Origin of the sequence: Collinsella sp. AF33-16 (assembly GCF_003475325.1) — a bacterium.
Lineage (GTDB): Bacteria > Actinomycetota > Coriobacteriia > Coriobacteriales > Coriobacteriaceae > Collinsella.
The window spans coordinates 40013-58730 of sequence record NZ_QRQC01000003.1 but is presented as its reverse complement, the minus strand read 5'-3'; the positions used below and the strand labels follow the sequence as shown (position 1 = coordinate 58730).

The following is an 18718-nucleotide window of genomic DNA, read 5'->3' as shown; positions in this document are numbered from 1 at the left end:
ATTTGACGTTTTTTGCCCACGACCCCTTATTGCGTGGGCGAATCAGTTGCAAAGCGGGATCCAAAGCGTCCTTCGCAAACAAATAGCCGGGGCCCGCGCGATGCGGACCCCGGCTCAATACCGTGACGATATGTCGGTTACGTTCTACACGTAGAACAGAATGTCGTCGTAGGTCGGAACCGGCCAGTAGTCGGCGGCCACGATCTCCTCCATTGCGTCCACGGCGGCACGCAGCGTATCCATAGCGGGAACGACCTCGTGCGCGTATACGTTGGCCTGCTCCTGGCCATCGAGAGCCTCGGCCTTCTGATGTACGGCGTCGAGCGCCTTGATGGAGTCGTTGATGGCGGTGATACCGTTGCAGAGCTTGTTGAGCGTGTTCTGCTCGCACTGCATGGCGGCCTCAGCACCGGCGGCACGAATAGTCTCAAGGCCCTTAGCGACCTTGGTGGCATAGGCGGTAATGACCGGGCGATAGGTACGACGCGCCTCGCGAACCATCGTGGTAGCCTCGATGTTCATGAGCTTGTTGTACTTCTCGAGCTTGCAGTCATAGCGGCACTGGGCCTCGGCGCGGGTCAGGACACCCGTCTCCTCAAAGAGCGCAATGGCCTTATCGGAAACAAAGGCGGGAAGAGCGTCGGCCGTGGTCTTGTTGTTGGCAAGGCCGCGCTTCTCGGCCTCGATGGGCCACTCGTCGGAGTAACCGTCGCCGGAGAACAGGATGCGCTGGTGATCGGTCAGCACCTTCTTGCAGTACTCGAGCGCGGCGTCCTGGAATTTATCCTCGGGCGTACCCTCGAGTGCGTCGGCGAAAGACTTGAGCGACTTGGCCACGGCAGCATCGAGCACCAGGTTGGAGTCGGAGACGTTCTGCTCGGAGCCGCAGGCACGGAACTCGAACTTGTTGCCGGTGAAGGCGAACGGGGAGGTACGGTTGCGGTCGGTGTTGTCCTGCATCAGCTTGGGCAGGGTATCGGCGCCTAGGTCAAGCACGCCGCGCGTGGCATGGACGGAAGCCTTGCCATCGATGATCTTCTCGACGACCTCGGTGAGCTGGTCGCCCAGGAAGATGGACATAATCGCCGGAGGAGCCTCGTTGGCGCCCAGACGATGATCGTTGCCGGCCGAGGCAACGGAGGCACGCAGGAGTTCCTGATAGTTATCGACGGCCTCGATCACCGCGGTGAGGAAGACGATGAACTGCAGGTTGTCGAGCGGGGTGTCGCCCGGGTCGAGCAGGTTCTCGGACTCGGTGCCAAGCGACCAGTTGTTGTGCTTGCCCGAACCGTTGATGCCCTCAAAGGGCTTCTCGTGCAGCAGGCAGACCAAGTCGTGACGGGAGGCGATGAGCTTCATCTTCTCCATCATGACCAGATTCTGGTCTATGGCCTCGTTGACCTCGCCGTAGACAGGGGCGAGCTCATGCTGGCAGGGAGCGACCTCGTTGTGCTTGGTCTTGGCAGGAATGCCAAGCGCCCACAGTTCATCGTCCAGGTCCTTCATATAGGACGAGACGGTGGGGCGGATAGCGCCAAAGTAGTGCTCCTCGAGCTCCTGGCCCTTGCAGGGAGCAGCGCCAAAGAGGGTGCGACCGGTGATGACCAGGTCCCTGCGCTTGCGGTAAGCGTCCTTCTTGATCAGGAAGTACTCCTGCTCATCGCCCACGGAAGGAACGACCTTCTTGGGGGTCTTACCAAACAGCGCCAAAACGCGCTTGGACTCACGCGAGAGCGCGGTCATGGAACGCAGCAGCGGGGTCTTCTTGTCCAGGGCCTCGCCCGTGTAGGAGCAGAAAGCTGTGGGGATGCACAGGACATCGTCCTTGATAAAGGCGGGGCTGGTGGGATCCCAAGCGGTGTAGCCACGGGCCTCGAAGGTGGCACGCAGGCCGCCGTTGGGGAAGCTGGAGGCGTCCGGCTCGCCCTGGATGAGGTTCTTGCCCGTAAACTTGGTAATGGCGGTGCCGTCGTGGTTGGGCTCGAGGAAGCTATCGTGCTTCTCGGAAGTAATGCCCGAAAGCGGCTGGAACCAGTGCGCGTAGTGCGTCGCGCCCTTGGAGATGGCCCAGACCTTCATGGCGTGGGCAACGGCGTTGGCCACATCCAAGTCGAGCGGCTCACCGTCCTCGAGGGTTGCAGCAAGGCGCTTCCAAATGTCCTTGGGGAGGTAGTCCTTCATGACTTCCTCAGAGAACACCATGGTCCCGAAGCGGTCAGTAAGATCGGCCATACGGAACTCCCTTCGTATCGGCACCGCGTGAGATGCGGTGTTGATTACTAACGAACGAGTCATAGCTTAGACTCGCCGTGTTTCCGCGACATTACCGTTATGTTGCTGTCGCGAAACCAATCAATGAGGTTACCGCATCGCGGCGGCGTTGCCGCCCTCAACAGCCAATCAACTGTATAAATTGCAGACCTCTCCCCATGGTTTAAGGGTAGTCAATTTGGGATGGGGCTCTATTAACTGGTATTTCGTATCAGATACCAGTCTTTATAGCCCCATCCTAGATTGACCGCTCTGCTATAGGGAATGTCGATAGCAAGGCATCTTTGATTGGTATCCCCGAATAGCGAGTGAAACTCCACCGTGACACAGTGGTGCTGTAGAATCCTTACAACACATCACACTATTACGTATCTAAAGGAGCACGATATGCGCGTCGACGAGGTTTTTAAGCAGGCAGCATCCCAGGGCACCGCACCCGTTTCGTTTGAGATGTTCCCGCCCAAGGGCGAGCTTACCCTCAACACGGCTCGCGAGGTGGCAGGCAATCTGTGCAAGCTTTCGCCGAGCTTTGTCTCGGTCACCTGCTCTGCCGGCGGCTCGGGCAATGGCGCCACCACCGCCCCCATCGCGCATATGATTACGAGCGAATTCAATACGCCCTCGGTGGCGCACCTCACCTGCGTGGGCCGCTCGCACGCCGATATCGTCGCCAAGATCGACGAATACCGCTCCGCCGGCGTAGAAAACATCCTGGCCCTGCGCGGTGATCTGCCCACTGGCGCGACCGAGGATGACAAGCCCGCCTCGGACTACGCCTACGCCCGTGACCTCATCCCCGAGCTTGTCGACGCCGGCTTTTGTGTGGGCGCCGCGGCCTACCCCGAGGGCCACATTGCCTGTGAGGACCTCAACGCTTCGGTCGAATACCTCAAGCAAAAACAGGACGCCGGCGCGAGCTTCTTTGTGACGCAGCTCTTCTTTGACAACGAGTGCTTCTACCGCTTCCGCGAGCTTGCCGACAAGGCGGGCATCACCGTGCCCATTACCGCGGGCATCATGCCGTTTATGGGCAAGTCGCAAATCAGCCGCATGGTCTTTATGTGCGGTGCGTCGCTGCCCTCCCCCGTCATCAAGATTCTCGCCAAGTACGAGAACGACCCCGAGAGCCTGCAGGCAGCCGGTGTAGATTATGCCGCCCGTCAGCTTTGCGACCTCAAGGAGCACGGTGCCGCCGGTCTGCACCTGTACACTATGAATCGTCCTGCGATCGCCGCGACCATTATGGAGCGCCTAGGGTAATGGAAAAACCGCACATCGATACAACCGTTGTTGAAGTGCCGGCCGACCTTGCGTCGCCGGCGCTTTACCGTATCGACGCTGCCCACCACCCTCGTGTCGACCGTGCCGAGATGCTGCGGTATCTGGGCTACGGCGGCCAGCAGATTGAGCCCGAGCTGTCCCGACGAATTGAGCTTGTAGTCGAGCGCCTAGAGCTGGATATCGAGCCCCGCGGCGTGCGACGCGTGTTTGCCGTCGATGCCACGGGCGTCGACGAGCAGGGCGAGCCCTGCATCCGCTTGGTTGGCACCAATGTTAAGCTGCGGGGTCGTGATATCTATCGCCACCTTAAGGACGCCCGCCTTGCCGCACTCATGGCATGCACCCTCGGCATGAACGCCGAGCGTCGCCTGCGCACCACGGGAGCCCAGCAGCCTCTGGAAGGCGCCGTGCTCGACGCCGCATGCTCTGCCTATGTAGAAGCCGCCGTCGAGCAGATGGACCAGCAGGTCAAGGCTGCGGCCGCTGCACACGGGCTCGCCGGTAACTGGCGCTTTAGTCCCGGCTATGGCGACTGCCCGCTCTCGGCCCAGCGCTCAATCGTGGCTGCGCTCAACGCTACGCGGCTCATCGGGCTTACCGTCACGCCGACCAGCCTGCTCATGCCCACCAAGAGCGTGACCGCGGTGATTGGTCTGTTTGACGGCGAAGTCCACGACGCCCAGAGCCGCCCCACCTGCAATATCTGCCGCATGCGTGAGCACTGCCGCTTCCGCGCCGCCCACACCACCTGCTATTCCAGCCATTAGGAGCCATCGATGTTTACTCCGCTTATCACTCATGATCTGGACGGTGCCGCGCTGGCGGCACCCGTTGATGCCGCACGCCGTAATGGCGCTGCATACAAGACGCGCACGATCGACGACCTTCGCATTAAGGACGATCGTCTGCGCGCCGCCATCAAGGGCACCGGACACCTGCTGTTCGACGGCGGCATGGGTACCATGCTGCAGGCGGCCGGCATGAAGGCCGGCGCCCTGCCCGAGCTGCTCAACTTTGAGGAGCCTCAGGTCATTACCGACATCCAGCGTCAGTACGTCGAAGCCGGCTGCGACGTGATCACCGCCAACACCTTTGGCGCCAACGCCCACAAGCTCGACGGTGCCGCCACCGTGGCAGACGTCTTTGCCGCGGCCGTCACCTGCGCCCGCGCGGCCGATGCCCATTACGTCGCCGGCGACATCGGCCCCATCGGTGCGCTGCTTCGCCCCCTGGGCACCCTCAGCTTCGACGAGGCCTACGATCTCTTTGCCGAGGAGGTGCACGCTGGCGTCGCCGCGGGTGTTGACCTCTTTATTATCGAAACCATGACCGATCTTGCCGAGATCAAGGCGGCAGTCCTCGCCTGCCGCGAGAACTCCGACTTGCCCGTCTTTGCCACCATGACCTTTGAGGAAGACGGCCGCACCTTCTTGGGCACGAGCCCCGAGGTCGCCGCCATCACCCTCGACGCCATCGGCGCCGACGTCCTTGGCATCAACTGCAGCCAGGGCCCGGCCGAGCTCCGAGGACTCGCCGCGCGTATGCTCACCGTCACCGACAAGCCCGTTATGGTGCAGGCCAATGCAGGACTGCCCCGCGTGGACGACGACGGCAACACCGTCTTTGATATCCAGGCGCCCGAGTACGCCGTGGCCGTCGCCGGTATGATTGAGGACGGCGTAAGCGTCGTGGGCGGCTGCTGCGGCACCACGCCGGCGCACATGGCAGCGCTGCGCACGCTTATCGATAACCACACGCCCAGTCCGCGCCACCGCAAGCCCAGCATGTCGGTCACGAGCGCCCAGACGGTCGTGGACCTCCCCTGCGACGGCCACAAGATCGCCGTCATCGGCGAGCGCATCAACCCCACCGGCAAAAAGCGCCTGCAGCAGGCCCTGCGCGACGGCGACCTGGACTACGTGGTGAGCCAGGGCATCAGCCAGCAGGAGCAGGGCGCCGACATCCTGGACGTCAACGTGGGCCTGCCCGAGATCGACGAGGTCAAGATTATCCAACAGGCCACCGAGCAGCTCCAAGGCTCCACGCTGCTGCCGCTGCAGATCGACTCCACCGACCCCGCCGCCGTCGAGGCCGCCGTACGTCGCTACGCCGGCAAGCCCATCATCAACTCGGTCAACGGCAAGCAGCAGATCATGGACGAGATCTTCCCGCTGGTCGCCCACTACGGCACCAACGTTGTCGGCCTTACGCTCGACGAAGGCGGCATCCCCGATACCGCCGAGGCCCGCTTTGCCATCGCCGAGCGCATCGTGGCCGAGGCTGCCCGCTACGGCATCGGCCCGGACCGTATCCTCATCGACTGCCTGGTCATGACCGCCTCGACCAATCAACGCCAGGCCGAGCAGATCCTGCGCGCCATGTCCCTGTGCAAGGAGCGCCTGGGCGTCAAATGCGCGCTCGGCGTGTCGAACATCAGCTTTGGTCTGCCTGCCCGCCCGCTGCTGGGCTCGGTCTTTTTGGCCGCCGCCTTTGGCGCGGGCCTCGATGCCCCCATCATGAACCCGGGCTCCAAGCGCTTTATGGACACCATCTACAGCTATCGCGTCCTGAGCGTTGAGGACGAGGGCTCGACCGGATACATCGAGCGCTATGCCGGCTGGACCGATCCGTATAAGATCGCCGCCAACCCGGCAGCAGCTCAGGCCGCATCGACCGACACCGTGCCCGCTGCCGGCACCGCCGGCACCGACGGCAACGACGACCCGATTCGTCGCATGGTCGTCTCGGGCCGCAAAGGCGAGATCGCTGCCGAGACCGAGCGTCTGCTGGCAGACCACGACGCCATGGACCTTATCAACAACCACTTTATCCCCGCCCTCGACGAGGTGGGCGTCCTCTTTGACCAGGGCAAGTTCTTCTTGCCGCAACTCATGGCCTCGGCCGAAGCCGCACGCGTGGGCTTCGACACCATCAAGCGCCTGATGCCCGCCGGCGAGATCGCCGACAAGGGCAAGATCTGCGTGGCCACCGTCAAGGGCGACATCCACGATATCGGCAAGAACATCGTCAAGATGCTGCTCGATAACTACGGCTACACCGTCTTTGACCTAGGCCGCGATGTCGACCCGCAAGAGGTGCTCAAGACCGTGCAGGAGCGTGACATCAAGCTCGTCGGCCTCTCGGCGCTTATGACCACCACGGTCGTCGCCATGGAAGAGACCATCAAGTTGCTCCATGCCGAGGTTCCGGGCGTCAAGATCATCGTGGGCGGCGCCGTGCTCACCCCCGAATACGCCAAGCAGATCGGCGCGGACTACTACGCCAAGGACGCCGCCGAAAGCGCTCGTATCGCCGAAGAGGTCTTTGGGCAGTAACACAACGGAAACAACCGAGCACCAAAACGTGCCGCATGCGCCACTTGGCACGTGCGGCACGTTAGAATAGAAAAGACTATGCTCGTTTTGGCAGATAGGAGCGCAAGGATGGCGATCACGCCCGCAGAAATCGCGGAAACCCGCGGCATGGTTGAGGAGCAGAACCTCGACATCAGGACCATCACCATGGGTGTTTCGCTCATGGGTTGCGGTGACGAGAACCTCGACCGCATGTGCACGAAGATCTACGACCACGTGACGCACACGGCTGAGCATCTGGTCGAGACCGCCGAGAACCTCGAGCGCGAGTACGGTATCCCCATCGTCAACAAGCGCGTTTCCGTCACCCCGGTGGCCCAGATCGCCGCGTGCTGCAAGGATGAGGACCTCACCCCCATCGCGCACGCCCTCGACCGCGCGGCCGAGACGCTCGGCATCGATTACCTGGGCGGCTTCTCCGCGCTCGTCCAGAAGGGCATCGGCGACGCCGACCGCCGCGTCATCCAGTCCATCCCCCAGGCGCTCGCCACCACGAGCCGCGTCTGCTCCAGCGTCAACGTCGCCAGCCTGCGCGCCGGTATCAACATGGATGCCGTGCTCATGGCCGCCCAGACCATCATCGATGCCGCTAAACTCACGGCCGACCAGGATTCCGTCGGCGCTTCCAAGTTTGTCTGCTTTGCCAACATGGTCGAGGACTCCCCGTTTATGGCGGGCGCCGTCCACGGCGGTGGCGAGGCCGACGCCGTCATCAACGTAGGCGTCTCGGGCCCCGGCGTTATGGCCGCAGCCCTGGAGACGCTGCCCGATTCCGCATCGATGATGGAAGTCGCCGAGAAGATTAAGCAGACCGCCTTTAAGATCACCCGTGCCGGCGAGCTCATGAGCCGCGAGGCCGCCCATCGTCTGGGTGTCGAGAAGGGCATTGTCGACCTGTCGCTGGCTCCCACGCCTGCCATCGGCGATTCCGTTGCCCGCATCCTCGAGATCATCGGCGTGGGCACCTGCGGTGGCCCGGGCACGACCTGCGCGCTCGCCATGCTCAACGATGCCGTCAAGAAGGGCGGCGTCATGGCCAGCTCCAGCGTGGGCGGTCTCTCGGGTGCCTTTATCCCCGTGTCCGAGGACGCCGGCATGATCGCCGCCGTCGAGGCCGGCGCGCTTTCGCTCGAGAAGCTCGAGGCCATGACCTGTGTCTGCTCCGTTGGCCTGGACATGATCGCCATCCCCGGCGACACCCCGGTCGAGACCATCGCCGGCATCATCGCCGACGAGATGGCCATCGGCGTCATCAACAACAAGACCACGGCCGTCCGCGTCATCCCTGCCATCGGCAAGGGTGTGGGCGACTGCGTCGAGTACGGCGGCCTGTTCGGCCGTGCGCCCATCATGCCGGTGAACCCCAACGCCGGCACCGTGCTCGCCCACCGTGGTGGACGCTTCCCGGCTCCGCTGAACTCACTGAAGAACTAGCCCAGGGATACGAGGCGAGGAGCCCCGGGGAGGGCAAATATATAAGGTCGCCTGCTCGGACAGTCCTGACTCGCACGGAGAGCACATTAAGTGCTCTCCGGCTCGTGCGGAACTCGCGATCGACCTTATATATTTGCCCTCCCCGGGGCTCCCGCACAACGGGACCTCGGTTGGGTTCTATCCCGGTTGCAGTTGCTTCGCTCCTGCACCGCTTGGCTGGTACGGCGGTTTGGCGTTGGATCGGTTCTTTCTGATATATGCTGGTTGCGGCTCTTCTTTTGGGGGGAGTCGCTTTTTTGTTGCTAGGAGGTTGGCCCGTGGTTGATGGGGATGCTCGCTCTGAGCTGCTTTCCACAGATTGGAACCAAGAATGGATGCGCCTGCAGGCTGGTCGGCGGCGGGCTGATGATTCTTTTGAGTGGGATAAGCGGGCTCGGCATTTTCGGCCGCTTGAGACTGCTCCGTATGCCCGGGACCTTATGAAGTTGTTGGCGTTAAAGCCTGGTGAATCGGTGCTTGATATGGGGTGTAGGGCTGGGGCGATTGCTATTCCGCTTGCTCAGACTGGGCATCCTGTGATTGCTGCTGACTTTTCCCCTGCCATGTTGGGCACGCTTGATGCCGGCATTGAGTACTATGGGCTCGAGGATCGCATTACACCGCTTGAGCTTGCTTGGGATGATGACTGGGATTTGGTTGGACCGGTCGCGAAAGCGGTAGATGTTGCCTTTGCCAGTCGTTCTGTCACCACGACCAACCTAAAAGGCGCGCTTGCCAAGCTTGATCGAACGGCTCGTCGGCGTTGTGCCGTTACGATGGTCGCCAACTCCAGCCCACGCTATGACCTGCACCTGATGAACGCCATCGGTGCCTCGGTTACCTGCAGCAATGGCTTTGTGTATGCCTTTAATATCCTCGTTCAGATGGGTGCCCTGCCGCAGGTTACGTACTTTGAATCGCCTCGTCGCGATACCTTCGATAGCCTTGAGGCGGGCGTGGTGGACTTCTCCCGCATGCTCGAGCACGGTAACGAGGATAAGATCGACCGTCTGCGCGTCTACGTCGCTCAGCATATGATTGAAAATCCCCATGCCGGCGAGCCAGGGTCCAAGGGCGTGCCGCAAGGGCGCTACATGCTCGACCACGTCCGCAAGGTCCGTTGGGCGTTTATTGCATGGGAGCCGGTCTCTTCGAGCCGTCCATAGACCGCTTTCGGCCGCAGTACACGTCCACCTGTAACCCGCGCTGTTCTCCCGCTCGGCATCCGCATTCTTTTTGAACTGGTCAAACACGCCCCATACCGCGCCGTTCCTGCGCTATCGTGGGACAGTTCACGTAGATTAAGGCCCCATCGCGGGGCGCCCCATAACATAGAAAGCGAGAACCCATGGCACTGACAGGAGCCCAGGTCAAGCAGCTTCGCAGCATGGCCCATCACCTCAACCCCGCCATCATCATCGGCAAGTCCGACATCAACGAGGGCACCGTCGAGCAGACGGTCGCTTACCTGGAGAAGCACGAGCTCGTTAAGTGCTCCGTGCTGGACGGCTCCAGCCTTTCTGCCCGCGAGGCCGCCGAGGAGCTCGCCGAGCGCTGCCACGCCGAGGTCGTCCAGGTTATCGGCCGCAAGTTCTCGCTGTATCGCGAGTCCTCGCGCAAGGACATCGAGAAGATTAAGCTCGTCTAAGAGCCGACGATCCGGCGAGCCAACATACATCAAGCTTGCGAGCGTCCGAGCAATTCGGACGCTCATTTTTTATCGCTCGACGAGCACGCGGTTGAGTCTGCCCTCCACCAAGCGCTCGTACAGACGCCGCGTCTCGGGCTCGGGCACGCCATTGACCTGCTCCCTCAGGTGATGCATATGCCCACTGTACAGCTCGACGATATCGCGTCGTCGCCCCGCCGCACCGTAGACGCGCATAGCGCAACGCACCATGTCCTCGCGCGCCGTCTCTTGCCGCAGCCCCGACTCCACCAGCCATACCGCCGACTGCAGGTCGTTTTCTTCTAGAGCAGCATTCGCGCCCCGAATCATGCAGTCGATATACTTCGATTCCATAATGCGCCGCATACGCAAATAGTAGGTGGGATTACAGCCATTGGGAACATACAACGGGCCGGCGTAGAGCTGCTCGATCTTAAGGCACAGGTCGACCAGATGGGGTCCGCGCGCACCCGTGCGATTTCCCAAAACTTCGCGGCTTATCTGATCAAACAACCGCACGTCAGTCTTGACGTAATCGCCGTTAAGCCCAATGCACTCGTTTTGGATCAGCACACACGACTTGCCGTCCGGTGTCGGCCCCAAGGCCGAACGCAGGCGCGATATCGTCGAGTACAGATTGTTACGAGCGCTATTGAACTCGGCATGGGGCCACAGCTCCATAGCCAGCGTCTCGCGGTCGACCAGCGCATCCATACCCAGCGCAAGCCGCTCGGCAAGCGTCGCCGCTTTCTTGCGGCGCCACATCTTATCCGTGACGGGAAACCCGTCGCGCTCGGCGCGAAACGCCCCAAACATGCGAATCTCGATATGGTCGATGGTATCAACGGCTTCAACCTCGCCGGCCTGGAACAGGCGCTCGCCCTCCCCTTCCAGATCGTCGCGCAGCGAATACCGCGATAACTCGCGCACGGGAAGCTTCTTGCGAATCCTGGTCGCCGGCTCGCCCAGACAATGCATGGCAAGGCGCGCAAAGAGCCGATACGATGGCTCTAGAATCCCCGCACGATTCATGGACATCCAGGCCGCAAGATCGCTGTCTCGGCCCGCACAGGCCAAATGCAGCGCCACCATCCAGGCCTCCGCTCCACCAACCTGCGTCTGGCTTATATCGAGCAACTCCGCTTCCTCGCGCACCGAAACCATCGAGGTGTTACGCAGATACGCCGCGCGCTCCAACAGCAATGCGTTATCGCGCATGTACGCAATCGACTCCTCGGCAAGTTTGAGCACTTGGACCGCACGGAACTTTGCATTAACCGGCCGTCCCTCTGCCAGCGACTGCCAGCCTTCTAGCAACAGGCCAAACAGCTGAATCTGGTTGTCACGCACGCGCACGGCAAAACGGTCGAGCTCATTGAATGCCTGCTCGTCGGTCACCGGCATGCCGGCAAGCAGGCGCCGCGCCGATAACACCATGCGCACCCAGATGGCGAGCGCTCGGATTCCACGCGCTTCGAGCGCCTCGAGCGTCAGGGCCATCTCGTCATCACGCTCATCGATCCCCGCATACGATCCATCAAATAGCTCCGTCAACATGCGGTCCGCCCGCACAAACGTCCCCGCGATATCGAGCTCACAATCGTAGGCCTTATCCGTTTTGAGCCCCGCGAGGATCTCGCCACCCTTCGCCCGCTCGGTCAGCCCATGCTTTATCTCGACATGTGCGGACAGCATGTCGAGTGCGGCACAAGACGCCTCACTTTCCAACGCTGTACGGCTTGCCGGAAGCCCCAGACCGCTATCTCCATAACAGGCGGCCGTAAACGCGTGCGCCACCTTCCACGACACGGGATCGAGCTCGCAAATCGCTTGCTCGCCCGCACGCTCGATAATTGAGGCCATATACCGCGCGAGCTTTGTATTGGAGACGCTCACCGCCGCCAGATAGATGCCGAGCGCCTCGTCAGGCGTCGGCTCCGATGCCTGGCCATCTGCCTCGGACTTTCCCAGCGCCGCGCGGCAGACATCCCCTCCATGCCCTGTCAGGGCCAGATCGACCCCATACTGCCCGGCAAGCTCCAACACCGCACTGCGGTCCAAAAACGCGTCGGCGAGGTCCATCGCGGTATCGCAGCGCCCCGCTTTAATCAATATACGCGCCGCCCGCACAACGAGTTCGGGGCGAATTTCGGCGACCAGCTTGCGCAATCGCAGGCGTGCGTTGTCCTCGGTACCCAAGCAGGTAAAGCTCCGGCCTGCCGGATCAACGCCAAAAATGGGATAATCGCGGACGAGATAGGACTGGTCAATCGCCGAAAGCCTAACACCGCAGGCCTCGAGCTCCGAAATATTGCCCTCACCCATTAAGACCATCAAGCATGCCACACTAAACAGGGCGTTGTTCTCGAGCGACGCCAGATCAACAAGTGCCGCACCGTAAATATTGACGATCTCGTTTTCGAGCATCTGGGCAACGTCTCCCTGCCCGTATAGTCCCGACTGCATAGCCGAGACGAGCTCGGGCACACCCTGCGTAAGCTGATAGAAGTCGAGCGATGTGCTGATCGAAAACGCCGATGCCCACGCCGAATACTCATAGGCATGCACCTTGAGCATCTGCGCGTTGACTTTAATCGAATCGCCCAGTCCATGAATCAGCTGGCGATTCGAAGGACGGCAGCTCATAAAGACTCCAACCCCCATAGCACGCAGACTTCGGATTCGGTCAATCAGTTCCTCGGTCTCGCTCTGGCTGAGGTTAGGCACGTTATCGATTGCAATCAGGGAGTGCGGTTTGTCCTTAAGCTCTTCGGTAACGACCTCGAGCTGCATAAACACCTCGCGCCCAATGGCGCGGTCTGCCTCGATGATTCGCACGGGGCCTCGCGTCGGATCGCTTTTAACCTCTTGGGCATACTGCAGCAGCACCGAGGTTTTCCCAAAGCCATCAGGCGCGTAGAGGACTACGATGCCGGCCTTTCGGCCCTTGGCGATAAGTTCGTTCATCAAGCGATCGCGCCGCACCATATAGCTACTGCCCAGAGGCATAAGCTCGAGGTCGTCCGTATTGCCCAAATCGTTAACCATGCCCGCTCCTCAACTCGACCACATGGACACCGTAACGCTAGACCATATGTATCGCTAGATGAATAGAGCGATGCTACGGTTTAGGATGTTTGTTGGTACGCAAATGGCAAGTTTTTGTTCAGCGTGGTCCGATTGAAACTTATCCCCCAACCAATCAGTCTTTGCGCAGGTCAATGCGCTTGCCAGCTTGTCCCATCCTTTGGCAGTGTACCTCAAATGAACGCTGTTCAATTATGTTGCGCAACTCACCTAGCGCCAGCTACCGTCTGCGACCTTTTCATAGCATTTATGCATAGTATCTGTTATGGAATGAATCATGCTGCACCAGACGTACCCGTCAAGTTCGCGGCAAGGTTTTCGTCAAGTACACGGCGTACGCTCAGCAAAAAGGCCCCCGCAAAGCGGAGGCCTTCGGCAAAGCTATGTCGAGGTGATAGGCTTTCGCTACTCGCAGAGCGAAAGGGCGGCCTCGTCGGCAACGACAACGCAGTTGGTGTGCAGCTGCAAGATCGAGGCAGGGCACTCGGGGGTAACCGGACCAAAGCACATGTCATGCACGGCCTGGGCCTTGGCCTCGCCATTGGCGACAACCAGGATCATGCGGGCATACATGATGGTCTGAGTGCCCATGGTGTAGGCCTGACGGGGCACGTCGTCGATGCTGTCAAACAGGCGGCTGTTGGCCTGAATAGTGCTCTCGGTAAGGTCGACACAGTGCGTACCCTTGGAGAAGTGGTCATCGGGCTCGTTGAAGCCGATGTGACCGTTGTTACCGATGCCGAGCAGCTGCAGATCGGGGTAACCGGCGGCAGCGACGATCTCGTCGTACTCAGAGCAGGCAGCGGCAGCGTCGGGATTGGAGCCATCAGGCACATGCGTGTTGTTCAGGTCGATGTTAATGTGATCGAAGAAGTTCTCACGCATAAAGTAGTGGTAGCTCTGGGGATCGTCGTGCGAAAGGCCACGATACTCGTCAAGGTTGTAGGTGCTGACCTCGGCAAAGTCGACGTCACCCTTCTCGTACCAAGCGGCGAGCTGCTTGTAGGCGCCAATCGGGGTGGAGCCGGTGGCAAGACCCAGCACGCAATCGGGCTTGAGGATAACCTGGGCCGAGATGATATTGGCGGCCTTGCGGCTCATATCCTCGTAGTCTTTAGCTTTAATGATCTTCATTACGCGTCCTTTCTCGTACAAGAGAGGCAAGGCTCCCCTTACAAGCACTTGCCCGCGGCCCGCGTCGGCCGCAACCAACGTGTGCGGCCACCAGGGCGAGGTCGCGTAATGTATGTGTCTCGTGTCTAGCCGCGTCGAGGCCCCTGCCCGTCCACGGTGACCCAAAGCCGTTTAGCTTCGGACAAATCCCATCTTGCCACGGAGGGCGCCCTCTTTCAAGGGCGCCCTCCATAAACGTGTTTGAATTGTAGGCTAAAGGCAAAGCGCCCTGCTAGCGCTCGCGCGCGACGATGAGTTGGTCCATCTCCTCGACATGCTCGCCAACGGAGCCTTTGATGCTCGAGAACTCAACGGAGTTGCACACCAAGATGGGAACCGTCACATCGTAACCCTCGGCAGCAATTGCCTCGCGATCGAACTCGATGAGCACATCGCCCTTATGGACGATGTCACCCACTTGCGCATGTACAGTAAAGTGCTTGCCCTCAAGCTGAACAGTGTCCAAACCAACATGGATGAGCACGTCTAAGCCATCGACCGTGTTGAGCGCAACGGCGTGACCCGTGGGAAAAATGGCCTCGACCTTGGCGTCTGCCGGCGCAATCACACGCGTGCCGGTAGGCTGAATCGCCACGCCCTGGCCCAAAAGGCCGGTGGCAAATGTCTGATCATTGACCTCAGACAACGGAATGACGTCGCCCGAGATGGGAGCATCCAGCGTAAGGACTCGACCACGCATACCAAAAGACCTTAGGACTTTAGTGAACATGCTCCCCCTCGGACATACCAATCAAAATTGCCTTAACAGTTTACCACTTGGCACCCGTTTTTGACCATTAGGGAAGTTCGCGCTTGACAACCTCGACGATGTCGTCGACGACGCGCTGGGTCAGCTCGTGCGTCTCCGCCTCGGCCATAACGCGAACCAGCGGCTCGGTACCGCTCGGGCGCACCAAGATGCGGCCGCGACCGTTGAGTTCCTTCTCGGCGGCAGCGACGGCGTCCCAAATGGGCTGGCAATCGTCCAGGCCGGCCTTGTTGTCGGAATGCACGTTGACGAGTACCTGCGGGTACTTCTTCATGATGCCGGCAAGGTCGGTGAGGGTGCGGCCGGTGCGCTTGAGCACGGCCAGCAGCTGCAGAGCCGTCACCAGACCGTCACCGGTGGTGTTGTGCTCCAGGAAGATGATGTGGCCGGACTGTTCGCCGCCGATGACGGCGCCATCCGCGAGCATGCGCTCAAGAACATAGCGGTCGCCCACGGCGGTCTGGACCATCTCGAAGCCCTGCTCCTTCATTGCGATGGAGAAGCCAAGGTTGCACATGACGGTCGAGACGATCTCGGAGTTGGCGAGCTTGCCGCGGGCGGCGAGGTCAGAACCGCAGATAGCCAGGATGTAGTCACCGTCGATCTCATTGCCCTCGCCGTCGACGAACAGCACGCGGTCGGCGTCGCCGTCGTGGGCCAGGCCGATATCGGCGTGGGTGCGCAGCACGAGCTCGCGCAGGGGCTCAAGGTGAGTGGAGCCGCACTCAACGTTAATGTCGGTGCCGCAGTAATCGGTGTTGATGGCATGAACCGTGGCGCCCAGGCGCTGCAGCGCGGCGGGCGTGGTCTGGCAGGAAGCACCGTGGCCGCAGTCGACGGCAACAACCAGGCCGTCGAGCTTAAGGCCGTCGAGCGTGCTGATGGCATGATCGACATAGGCCTTGCGGGCATCTTTCATCTTGATGATGTGACCCACACCGGCGCCGGTCGGCAGCGTGTCGGCAGCCATGGCCTCCTCGGACATGACCCAGGCGCTGATCTCTTCCTCGACAGCATCGGGAAGCTTCATGCCCTTGCGGCTAAAGAACTTGATGCCGTTGAACTCCGGCGGATTATGCGAAGCGGAGATGACGATGCCGCCGTCGAGCTCATTTTGAACGGTGAGCAGTGCCACGGCCGGCGTAGGGATAACGCCGCAGCAGTGCGGACGGCCGCCCTCGGCCATGATACCGGCGGTCAGAGCACTCTCGAGCATGGTGCCCGAAAGACGCGTATCGCGACCGATGCAGATGTCCGGGCCAAGAAACTTGGTCGCCGCGCGACCTAGGCGAAACGCGAGATCGCACGAGAGGTCGGCGTTGGCGACGCCACGGACGCCATCGGTACCGAAGATGTTCTGGGGCATAGGATCGCTCCTTCCCAAGTGGGCAAAACGAAGCCGCCCACCCTAGTCGAAAAGAAAAGCGGGACCCACCGAGCAGTCGGTAGGCCCCGCTTGTACATTGTATCTCGTAAGGAGATAAAACCTTAGCGCTTGGAGAACTGGGGAGCGCGGCGGGCCTTCTTGAGGCCGTACTTCTTGCGCTCGACCACGCGAGCATCGCGCGTAAGGAAACCGGCCTTCTTGAGGTCAGCACGGTAATCGCCAGCGTTCAGAAGAGCGCGAGCGATGCCCAGGCGCAGAGCGCCGGACTGACCGGAGATGCCGCCGCCATCGCACAGAGCGATAACGTCGAACTGACCGGCGGTGTCGGTCACCTTGAAGGGAGCAAGGGCGTTCTCAACGAGCTGATGACGGCCGAAATACTGCTCGGCGTCACGCTTGTTGATGGTCACCTTGCCGGTGCCGGGGACGAGACGGACGCGGGCGACGGCGTTCTTACGACGGCCGGTACCCTGGTAGACAACGGTGTTCTCAGCCATCTTTAAGCCTCCAGCTCAATCTTCGTGGGGTTCTGGGCAGCGTGCGGATGCTCGGCACCAGCGTAGACCTTAAGCTTGGTCATCTGGGCACGGCCGAGGGTGGTCTTGGGCAGCATGCCGCGAACGGCGCGCTCGATGACCTTCTCCGGGTGCTTCTCCATAGCCTGGCGGAAGCTCTCAGCCTTGAGGCCACCGTTGTAGCCGCTGTGGCGATAATAGGTCTTCGTGTCGGCCTTGTTACCGGTAAGCTGGACCTTATCGGCGTTGATGACGACAACGAAGTCGCCGCAGTCGCTGTTGGGCGTGAACTGGGGCTTGTTCTTACCGCGCAGGATCATTGCGATCTGGGTGGCAAGACGGCCCAGGACAGCACCATCGGCGTCGACGAGAACCCAGTTGCGCTGGACCTCGCCCTGCTTGGCGTAGTGAGTCGATTTCGAAATCACTTAGACTCCTCCATGTACAGTACGTGTTGTTACAGAGATTCACGGGGCTCTGCAAGTAACCCGTCCATATTACCCCGCTCGCCGCTCGAGTCAACAGGTATTTTGGCTCCGACCAGAGTTTCTGCACATGTCATCCACGAGCCGTGATTTTTCCAACTCTTTAGCTGTTGTCATTTTTTGAGGGTTCGCCGTCGCTAGCGCTCAACGAACTCTTGGATTTCCGCGAGCAGGCGCTTTGCCTCCTGACGGCCCTGGATATACAGGTCCAAAAGCTTTGCCGGATCGTGCTCGACATGGCCGACCTCGACCGGCTTTTGCGGAGCGATGACCAGCGCGCGGCCCTCGCGCTCATACTTCCACAGGTGCATGCGCTGGAGGTTATAGCGGTCGTGGCGCGTCTCGATAGCCTCGAGCAGGTAGGGGTAGTCGGCATAGCGGGCGCGCGCGGCAGGCATAAACTCGTAGGGCTTTTTCTCGTACGAGCGGTCCTGGGTGACGATGACGACCGCACGGTCGAAGCCCGCCTCCTCGAGCACATGCTCGATAGGAACCGAATCGGCCACGCCGCCGTCGACGTATTTGTGCCCGTCGATCTCGACCGGCGGCGTCACCAGCGGCAGCGAGGTGGAGGCGCGCACAGCATCGAGGTCGAGCACGGCGCTTTTGACCGGCAGGTAGGCAGCGGTTCCAAACAGCATGTCCGTCGCGACGGCGTACATCTCGATGGGGCTCGCGTCGAACGCCTCGTTGTCAAAGGGATCCAGGCGGTCCTGGATATCGTTGAAGATAAAGTCGTAACCCACGATGGAGCCCGTGGATGCGAAGGATGCGGCACCCATGTAGCGGTTGTCATTGCAGAAGGTCAGGTTGATGCGATTGACGCGACCGATCTGGTGTGACTTGTAGTTGACGCCGTTGAGCGCACCGGCCGATACGCCATATACCGCCGGAATTTCGACACCGGCCTCCATGAGAACGTCGAGCACGCCGGCGGTAAACTGCCCACGAAAACTGCCACCCTCCAAGACGAGCGCGACCTTGCCGGCGTTCTTTGCCTTATCTTCTGCAGTCATATTGACCTCCTGCGATTGCGTTTTGACTTTCTTCTACCCAGTTTTGGGATGGAGGGCGCATGGGTTTTGGAGTTGAGGGGGCGGCTGGCGGAAAGCACGTCCCGTTCTGAGGGGCGATTCCGGGATGCGCTTTCCGCCTGGGTTGCCATGGGGAAAGCATGTCCCACTCTACGGCTCGATTCCGGGTCGCAGCTTCCACTTGAGGCGTCATCCGGAAA

General features: G+C 60.9%; 14 protein-coding genes. 6 read left to right on the top strand and 8 right to left on the bottom strand.

Translation table 11 applies throughout. From position 1 onward, the window contains the following. Positions 1 to 144 precede the first annotated feature (144 nt). Positions 145 to 2232, bottom strand: coding sequence for a glutamine synthetase III (locus tag DWZ52_RS01935; RefSeq protein ID WP_118384789.1), 2088 nt, complete (start codon positions 2230 to 2232; stop codon positions 145 to 147). A 426-nt stretch (positions 2233 to 2658) separates the two neighbouring features. Between DWZ52_RS01935 and DWZ52_RS01930 the strand changes: the two genes are divergently transcribed. From DWZ52_RS01930 to DWZ52_RS01905, 6 genes are all read left to right on the top strand, one after another. Next, positions 2659 to 3531 (top strand): methylenetetrahydrofolate reductase, encoded by an 873-nt coding sequence (locus DWZ52_RS01930; protein ID WP_117640110.1) that lies wholly within the window; start codon positions 2659 to 2661, stop codon positions 3529 to 3531. Continuing rightward, positions 3531 to 4319, top strand: coding sequence for a hypothetical protein (locus DWZ52_RS01925; protein WP_117640108.1), 789 nt, complete (start codon positions 3531 to 3533; stop codon positions 4317 to 4319). Before DWZ52_RS01930 ends, DWZ52_RS01925 begins: the two co-directional genes overlap by 1 nt. 9 nt (positions 4320 to 4328) lie before the next feature. After that, positions 4329 to 6887: a homocysteine S-methyltransferase family protein gene (locus DWZ52_RS01920; RefSeq protein ID WP_199579068.1), complete on the top strand. Its 2559-nt coding sequence runs from the start codon at positions 4329 to 4331 to the stop codon at positions 6885 to 6887. Between the two features lie 108 nt (positions 6888 to 6995). Beyond that, positions 6996 to 8360 carry a PFL family protein gene (locus DWZ52_RS01915; protein ID WP_035136908.1) on the top strand — a complete coding sequence of 455 codons (1365 nt, stop codon included), beginning with the start codon at positions 6996 to 6998 and terminating at the stop codon, positions 8358 to 8360. Between the two features lie 575 nt (positions 8361 to 8935). Then, the gene (locus DWZ52_RS01910) at positions 8936 to 9565 is read left to right on the top strand and encodes a hypothetical protein (protein ID WP_233547239.1); all 630 of its coding nucleotides are present in this window, start codon (positions 8936 to 8938) and stop codon (positions 9563 to 9565) included. Between the two features lie 182 nt (positions 9566 to 9747). Further along, positions 9748 to 10047: a YhbY family RNA-binding protein gene (locus tag DWZ52_RS01905; RefSeq protein ID WP_035136905.1), complete on the top strand. Its 300-nt coding sequence runs from the start codon at positions 9748 to 9750 to the stop codon at positions 10045 to 10047. A gap of 69 nt (positions 10048 to 10116) precedes the next feature. Here DWZ52_RS01905 and DWZ52_RS01900 read toward each other — a convergent pair whose 3' ends face one another. The 7 genes from DWZ52_RS01900 to DWZ52_RS01870 all read right to left on the bottom strand — a co-directional run bounded on the left by DWZ52_RS01900 (position 10117) and on the right by DWZ52_RS01870 (position 18500). Then, entirely contained in the window at positions 10117 to 13116 is a 3000-nt protein-coding gene (locus DWZ52_RS01900) for a BTAD domain-containing putative transcriptional regulator (protein ID WP_118384788.1), read from the bottom strand. A 444-nt stretch (positions 13117 to 13560) separates the two neighbouring features. Continuing rightward, positions 13561 to 14289 (bottom strand): glucosamine-6-phosphate deaminase, encoded by a 729-nt coding sequence (nagB, locus tag DWZ52_RS01895; RefSeq protein ID WP_118384787.1) that lies wholly within the window; start codon positions 14287 to 14289, stop codon positions 13561 to 13563. Positions 14290 to 14560: 271 nt separating this feature from the next. Beyond that, positions 14561 to 15058, bottom strand: coding sequence for a PTS glucose transporter subunit IIA (locus tag DWZ52_RS01890; protein ID WP_035136902.1), 498 nt, complete (start codon positions 15056 to 15058; stop codon positions 14561 to 14563). Positions 15059 to 15125: 67 nt separating this feature from the next. Continuing rightward, positions 15126 to 16463, bottom strand: coding sequence for a phosphoglucosamine mutase (gene glmM / locus DWZ52_RS01885; RefSeq protein WP_118384786.1), 1338 nt, complete (start codon positions 16461 to 16463; stop codon positions 15126 to 15128). Between the two features lie 122 nt (positions 16464 to 16585). Beyond that, complete coding sequence (gene rpsI, locus DWZ52_RS01880; RefSeq protein WP_022094634.1) at positions 16586 to 16981, bottom strand: 30S ribosomal protein S9; 396 nt, start codon at positions 16979 to 16981, stop codon at positions 16586 to 16588. Positions 16982 to 16983: 2 nt separating this feature from the next. Beyond that, positions 16984 to 17427 carry a 50S ribosomal protein L13 gene (rplM, locus tag DWZ52_RS01875; protein ID WP_022094635.1) on the bottom strand — a complete coding sequence of 148 codons (444 nt, stop codon included), beginning with the start codon at positions 17425 to 17427 and terminating at the stop codon, positions 16984 to 16986. Positions 17428 to 17621: 194 nt separating this feature from the next. Beyond that, on the bottom strand, positions 17622 to 18500 hold the full coding sequence (locus tag DWZ52_RS01870; protein WP_055251009.1) for a patatin family protein: 879 nt from the start codon (positions 18498 to 18500) through the stop codon (positions 17622 to 17624). Positions 18501 to 18718 lie beyond the last annotated feature (218 nt).

What these genes read in the sequence shown, in the direction of transcription:
- DWZ52_RS01935 (WP_118384789.1), bottom strand. Translation starts at nt 2,232, where the DNA reads ATGGCCGATCTTACTGACCGCTTCGGGACCATGGTGTTCTCTGAGGAA.
- DWZ52_RS01930 (WP_117640110.1), top strand. Translation starts at nt 2,659, where the DNA reads ATGCGCGTCGACGAGGTTTTTAAGCAGGCAGCATCCCAGGGCACCGCA.
- DWZ52_RS01925 (WP_117640108.1), top strand. Translation starts at nt 3,531, where the DNA reads ATGGAAAAACCGCACATCGATACAACCGTTGTTGAAGTGCCGGCCGAC.
- DWZ52_RS01920 (WP_199579068.1), top strand. Translation starts at nt 4,329, where the DNA reads ATGTTTACTCCGCTTATCACTCATGATCTGGACGGTGCCGCGCTGGCG.
- DWZ52_RS01915 (WP_035136908.1), top strand. Translation starts at nt 6,996, where the DNA reads ATGGCGATCACGCCCGCAGAAATCGCGGAAACCCGCGGCATGGTTGAG.
- DWZ52_RS01905 (WP_035136905.1), top strand. Translation starts at nt 9,748, where the DNA reads ATGGCACTGACAGGAGCCCAGGTCAAGCAGCTTCGCAGCATGGCCCAT.
- DWZ52_RS01900 (WP_118384788.1), bottom strand. Translation starts at nt 13,116, where the DNA reads ATGGTTAACGATTTGGGCAATACGGACGACCTCGAGCTTATGCCTCTG.
- nagB (WP_118384787.1), bottom strand. Translation starts at nt 14,289, where the DNA reads ATGAAGATCATTAAAGCTAAAGACTACGAGGATATGAGCCGCAAGGCC.
- DWZ52_RS01890 (WP_035136902.1), bottom strand. Translation starts at nt 15,058, where the DNA reads ATGTTCACTAAAGTCCTAAGGTCTTTTGGTATGCGTGGTCGAGTCCTT.
- glmM (WP_118384786.1), bottom strand. Translation starts at nt 16,463, where the DNA reads ATGCCCCAGAACATCTTCGGTACCGATGGCGTCCGTGGCGTCGCCAAC.
- rpsI (WP_022094634.1), bottom strand. Translation starts at nt 16,981, where the DNA reads ATGGCTGAGAACACCGTTGTCTACCAGGGTACCGGCCGTCGTAAGAAC.
- DWZ52_RS01870 (WP_055251009.1), bottom strand. Translation starts at nt 18,500, where the DNA reads ATGACTGCAGAAGATAAGGCAAAGAACGCCGGCAAGGTCGCGCTCGTC.